1 protein-coding gene is annotated in these 739 nt (G+C 73.7%); it reads right to left on the bottom strand.

Annotated features, from left to right (window positions below; all coding sequences use genetic code 11):
* A partial coding sequence (locus AB8Z36_RS41610; protein WP_369218510.1) for a beta-ketoacyl synthase N-terminal-like domain-containing protein occupies positions 1 to 739 on the bottom strand: 739 nt, incomplete at both ends.

Below are 739 nucleotides of genomic sequence, written 5' to 3'. Positions count from 1 at the left end.
GCTCATGGCCGTTGCGGACGGCGTCGGAGAGCCGCTCGACCACCAGGAAGCCCGCTCCCTCGGAGAAGCCGGTGCCGTCGGCCGCCGCGGCGAACGACTTGCAGCGGCCGTCGGGGGCGAGGCCGCCCTGCCGCCCGAACTCGGCGAACACGGCGGGCGTCGAGAGCACGGTGACACCGCCCGTGACGGCGAGGGAGCACTCGCCCTGCCGCAGCGCCTGCACCGCGAGGTGCAGCGCGACCAGCGAGGAGGAGCAGGCGGTGTCGACGGAGACCGCCGGGCCCTCCAGACCGAGCTTGTAGGCGACCCGTCCGGTGACGACGCTGCCGTTGCCGTCGCTGCCCGGGTAGTCGTGGTACATCACGCCCGCGAAGACGCCCGTCCTGCTGCCCTTGAGCGAGGCCGGGTCGATCCCGGCCCGCTCCAGGGCCTCCCAGGACATCTCCAGGGCGAGCCGCTGCTGCGGGTCCATGCCGAGGGCCTCGCGGGGCGAGATGCCGAAGAACCCGGGGTCGAAGTCCGCCGCGTCCGCCAGGAAGCCGCCCTCCCGGGCGTACAGGCCGTCGGGGTGCTTGGCCTCGGGGTCACGCAGGATCGACAGATCCCAGCCGCGGTCCTCGGGGAACGGCACGATCGCGTCCTCACCGGAGGTGACGAGACGCCACAGGTCCTCGGGCGAGGACACCCCGCCCGGGTAGCGGCAGGCCATGCCGACGATAGCGATCGGCTCGTGCCGGGC

This window comes from Streptomyces flavofungini (genome assembly GCF_041028215.1).
Classification (GTDB): Bacteria; Actinomycetota; Actinomycetes; order Streptomycetales; family Streptomycetaceae; genus Streptomyces; species Streptomyces flavofungini_B.
Note: the sequence above shows the minus strand (reverse complement) of the source record. Positions and strands in the feature narration are given on the sequence as shown.